The 4,873-nt window shown below is 61.5% G+C and carries 3 protein-coding genes; 2 read left to right on the top strand and 1 reads right to left on the bottom strand.

Translation table 11 applies throughout. The features are described from left to right. Positions 1-211: 211 nt before the first annotated feature. A complete protein-coding gene (locus GGR61_RS20675; RefSeq protein ID WP_260289069.1) occupies positions 212-2,392 on the bottom strand; it encodes an ATP-binding protein in 2,181 nt (726 codons plus the stop codon). A gap of 279 nt (positions 2,393-2,671) precedes the next feature. Here GGR61_RS20675 and GGR61_RS20670 point away from each other — a divergent pair, with 279 nt between their 5' ends. Then, complete coding sequence (locus GGR61_RS20670) at positions 2,672-2,860, top strand: CsbD family protein (RefSeq protein WP_184409622.1); 189 nt, start codon at positions 2,672-2,674, stop codon at positions 2,858-2,860. Positions 2,861-3,285: 425 nt separating this feature from the next. Then, positions 3,286-4,608 (top strand): serine hydrolase domain-containing protein, encoded by a 1,323-nt coding sequence (locus GGR61_RS20665; protein WP_260289068.1) that lies wholly within the window; start codon positions 3,286-3,288, stop codon positions 4,606-4,608. Positions 4,609-4,873: the final 265 nt, after the last annotated feature.

Raw genomic sequence — 4,873 nt, 5'->3', positions numbered from 1 at the left:
GCCGGAAACGGCAAAAAAATCGAGGATCTGAGCGCCGTCAGCCTGGCCGATGTGGTTAGGCTCATCCTCCGATGCCGTTGATCAGACCATCCCTAGCTGCCGTCACGCTTGCTGGGCTATGCGCAATAACGGTAGTGCCCGAGTTACACACAACGCACCGAGCGCCCCACTCCAGCTTCACTATGAACGCAGTTCTTTTTGATAGGCAGTTTTAGCTCTCACTCTCGATCAACTCCTTTACGCGCGCTGCGAACACGCTCACGCCGAAGGGTTTGGTCAGCACCGCCATGCCGGGTTCGAGGTGGCGGTCGTGCAGCAGTGTGCTTTCGGCAAAGCCGGTGACAAACAGCACCTTGAGTTTGGGGCGGCTGACGCGTGCAGCGTCTGCCATCTGACGGCCATTCATGCCGCCGGGCAGGCCCACGTCGCTGACCAACAGATCGATGCGCACCGGCGATTGCAGGATGCTTAGCCCCGCCGCGCTGTCGGCCGCTTCGATGACGGTGTAGCCAAGCTCCTGCAATACCTCGGTGAACAGCACGCGGATCGACGGCTCGTCATCGACGATCAACACCGTTTCGCCGCCCCGCGAGGGCGCAAGTTCCAGCGTGGGGTCGCAGGGGTCGGTGGCCACGTCGGCGCCCACATGACGCGGCAGATAGATGCAGACCGCCGAACCCTTGCCCACTTCCGATTGGATACGCACCTGGCCGCCGGATTGCTGCGCAAACCCATAGATCATCGACAGCCCCAAACCGGTGCCTTCGCCGAGCGGTTTGGTGGTGAAAAACGGATCGAATGCGCGCGCCACCACGTCCGGCGGCATGCCGGTGCCGGTGTCGCTCACGCACAGCGACAGGTACTGACCCTGCGGCATGCCGAGCTGATCGCCGCGCGCAGCGTCGATCCAGCGGTTGTTGGTCTGGATGCTCAAGCGCCCACCGTTGGGCATCGCATCGCGGGCATTGATGCACAGGTTGAGCAGTGCGTTTTCCAACTGCGGGGCATCCACCAATGCCGGCCACAATCCGGCTGCGGCGATGTTTTCCACACGAATGCCCGGCCCAACGGTGCGCTGGATCAGATCCAGCATGTCCACCACCAGCCGGTTGACGTTGGTCGGCTTGGGCAACAGCGTTTGCCGCCGCGCGAACGCCAGTAATCGGTGCGTCAGTGCGGCCGCGCGCGTGGTGGCACCCTGCGCGGTGATGACGTAACGCTCCAGCTCGGCGAAGCGGCCCTGTTCGATGCGCAGGCTCATCAATTCCAGCGCACCGGAAATCCCTGCCAACAGGTTATTGAAGTCGTGCGCCAGCCCGCCGGTCAGCTGGCCGACCGCTTCCATCTTCTGCGATTGGCGCAACGCTTCTTCCACCAGCATCAGCGCACGCGTGCGCTCGGTGACGCGCTGCTCCAGCGTCTCGCTCAACTCGCGCAATGCACCCAGCGCGCGGTCGCGCTCTTCGGAGAGCGCATGCCGGGCTTCGATGTCGAGTAGCACACCGGGAAACCGCAGCGGCGTGCCATCGGGCCCGTGTTCGACCCGGCCGTTGGCCTCAAGCCAGTAATAGTTTCCGTCACGGCGTTTGACGCGGTACTGGTGCGCGTAGGCGCCGCCGCGCACGATGGCCTCGTTGATGGCGGCCGCCAACCCATCGCGATCGTCCGGGTGCACGCTCTGGGTGATGATTTCAAGGCTCAGCCCGGTGCGGCCGAGCAGCGGATCCAGGCCGAAGTTCTCCGCAAACGCCTCATCCACCGAAAACGCATCGTTGGGCAGGTCCCAGATCCAGGTGCCGATGATCGCCCCGGCTGCCAACGCCAACTGCACCCGCTCGGCGTTGCGCCGCGCCGCGGTTTCTGCCTCCAGCGCGCGATCGCGCTCGCTGGTGCGGTGGACCACCTCGTGCACCAGGTGGGTGTTCTCGTTGCTCAACATCGCATGCTGGATATCGCGGTCGCGATCGGCAGCCACCTGCGCGGTGGTCTCGATTGCGATATTCATCAGCCCCACGATGCTGCCGTCTTCGCCGCGGATCGGCGAGGCGGTCGCATTCCAGTAGGTCATCTGGTTGACGCCATTGCGCCGCATCGGCAGCGCGATCACGTTCTGACCAAAACCCTGACCGGTGTGCATGACCCGGGTAAAGTCCTGTGCGATCGGTGCATAGGTTTCCTTCCATACCTCCGCCACCGGCTGCCCCAGCGCCTGCGGATGGCGATCGCCCAACGATTGCAGGTACACATCGTTGTAGAACATGCGCAGCTCCGGCCCCCACAACACCGCACCCAGCAGCGTGGAATTGAGCACCACCGATAACGACGAACGCAGCGACTGCGGCCAGGTCTCCGGCGGCCCCATCGGCGTGGCACTCCAATCGTGCGACCGCATCAGCGCGCCCATTTCGCCGCCTCCCGCGAGAAACTCAAGACCGACGGGCTCGATAACGGGGGGCGCAATGGTCACGTGGCAGGGCGTGCTGGTTGGAGATGGCCGAATTGTCGCATGCAGCAGCCTCGGCAAGGCGTCCACGGGCAGTGACCCGGAAGCCACAACCTGCGGCAAGTCGCCAGCTGAACGCACTGACGCACAGACAACGGCATGCCGACGTCACGCTCACACCGGCGGGGTCCAGACTGGCCATCACACCCAAACCCAACAAGGCATCCCGTGGACAAGAACCGTATCGAAGGTACCGCCAAGCAGGTCAAGGGCTCGATCAAGGAAACCGTCGGCCGCGTCACCGGCGACAAGAGCACCGAGCTGGAAGGCGCCGCCGAAAAGAACATCGGCAAGGTGCAGAACAAAGCCGGCCAGGTCGCCGACAAGGTCCGCGACGCGACCAAATCGACCAAGTAAGTCGGTCGCCAAGGTCAGATTCAAGACTGTATTGCTTCGCCGCCAGTCTGGTGGTCCAGACGCAGACCGCTGCGATGCAGACGCGGTGACCGAACTTCGGTGATCTATTCCATCAACGCCCCGACCTGATCGGGGCGTTGACGTTTGGGGCGAGTGGGCGGGCGTTTTCCGCTGCTGTAGCGGCACTCGGCAATTCAAGTGTGCTTGTCGGGTCGCTGCGCCCCCGGCTTCTTCATCTGGTATGCGATCGGTAGTAAGGCGTCTGCACAATGCGAGATCCTGTGTGATGATCGGCATGCCGACAGACGTCGGCGTTGATGCTCCATTACCGAAAGGCCGATCGGATGACGCGTCTCAGGCTATTTGCTGCCGCACTGCTTTTGTGGAGCCCTATTGGCTGGTGCATGCAGCCATCGTCGGTGGGGATGCCCGAACAGATCTTCAATCGCTGGCTCCTCGCTTTCAACCGGGAGAGTCAGGAGGAGCTGCAAGCCGTCATCACCACTTACAAGATCGACCGCACCGCGCAACGCGATGTCGGCTTGCATAACGACATGGGCAACTTCAAGGTACTGGCCGTCAAGTCCAGTAGTGCCGAAAAGGCCGAGATCCTCGTACAGGTGCAATCCAGCGAGCGCGCATTGTTGGTGACCGTCGAGTTGGAGAAGACTGATCGCCCGGATGTGCGTCTGTTTCAGATCGAAGGCACGGAATTGCCGGTCGAATACCGGCCCAAACGCATGGCAATGAATGCGTTGACGCAGCAAACCACACAGCGACTGGATGCCTTGGTCGCTGCAGATACCTTGTCCGGTGCGCTGCTGGTGGCCCAGGATGGCAAAGTGATTTTGCAGTGGCAAGGTGGGCTGGCAGATCGATCCACTTCGCTGGCAGTCACGCCGCAAACGCAGTTCAGACTTGCTTCGTTGAACAAAATGTTTACCGCTGTGGCAGTACTGCAGCTTGTGGACGCAGGAAAGCTGTCCCTGGATGGCACCATTGACGATTATCTACCCGATTACCCCGATCAAACCATCGCCCGTTCCATTACGCTGCGCCAGTTGCTCACTCACACCAGTGGTCTCGGCGATATCTTCGGTGACAATTTCGCCAGTTATGCGCAGACGCTGAAAACCCACGCCGATTACGTCAAGCGTTTCGGCGCCATCCCACCGGAACAGGCACCGGGCAGTCAGGATGGCTACTCCAACTACGGCTACGTGGTGCTTGGAGCGGTGATCGAAGCGGTCACCGGGCAGTCCTACTACGACTATGTGGACCAGCACATCTACCGCGTTGCCGGCATGACGTCGACAGGGTCGGAGCCGGAATCAACGCGACTCGCAAGCCGGGCCGTTGCCTATTCCAAACACGACGGCAGGTGGCGCGTCGAAAGCGCATCGCTGCCTTGGCGCGGAACAGCAGCCGGCGGCGGTTACAGCACGATAGGCGACATGCTCAAGTTCGGCGAAGCACTGCGCACCGGCAGGCTGCTGTCGCCGGCGTTGCTGGGGGCGGCCACCTCGCCGCAGAACCACAAGAAGTGGTATGGATATGGCTTCATGGTCAGTGGTCAGGGCCAGGAAAGGCAGTACGGACACGAAGGAGGTGCACCGGGTGCGAATACCGCATTGGTGGTGCTGCCATCCAAGGAGTACGTGGTCGTGGGATTGAGCAACACTGATCCCGACGCAATGGAGAACGTGGTGAATTACATTACGCGCCGGCTGCCGCTGCAAGCGCAGTAGCGTTGAATGTCGCTCGACACTTATTCGCGTTGATCAGTCTCGAAAAGCGTGATGGTTAAACCCGTCCTTGCATCCCCGTAGACCCACGTACCTGCAGATGCCTCTGCGCTATAAATCGAAGTAGGGCGGTCAGGTTAAGTTTTCAAGTGAATCTGACACGGTTTTCCGCTTAAGGAACCTCTGAACAACGCACCACAGATACGCGACACTACCCGCCTGATGTTGAGGAGTGATCCATGCAACTGACGTTCGGTGACGCTGAGGG

The sequence above is a fragment of the Xanthomonas sp. 3058 genome, from assembly GCF_014199765.1.
Taxonomy (GTDB): domain Bacteria; phylum Pseudomonadota; class Gammaproteobacteria; order Xanthomonadales; family Xanthomonadaceae; genus Xanthomonas; species Xanthomonas campestris_B.
The sequence above is the reverse complement of the archived record's forward strand: the minus strand, read 5'-3'. Positions and strand labels throughout refer to the sequence as shown.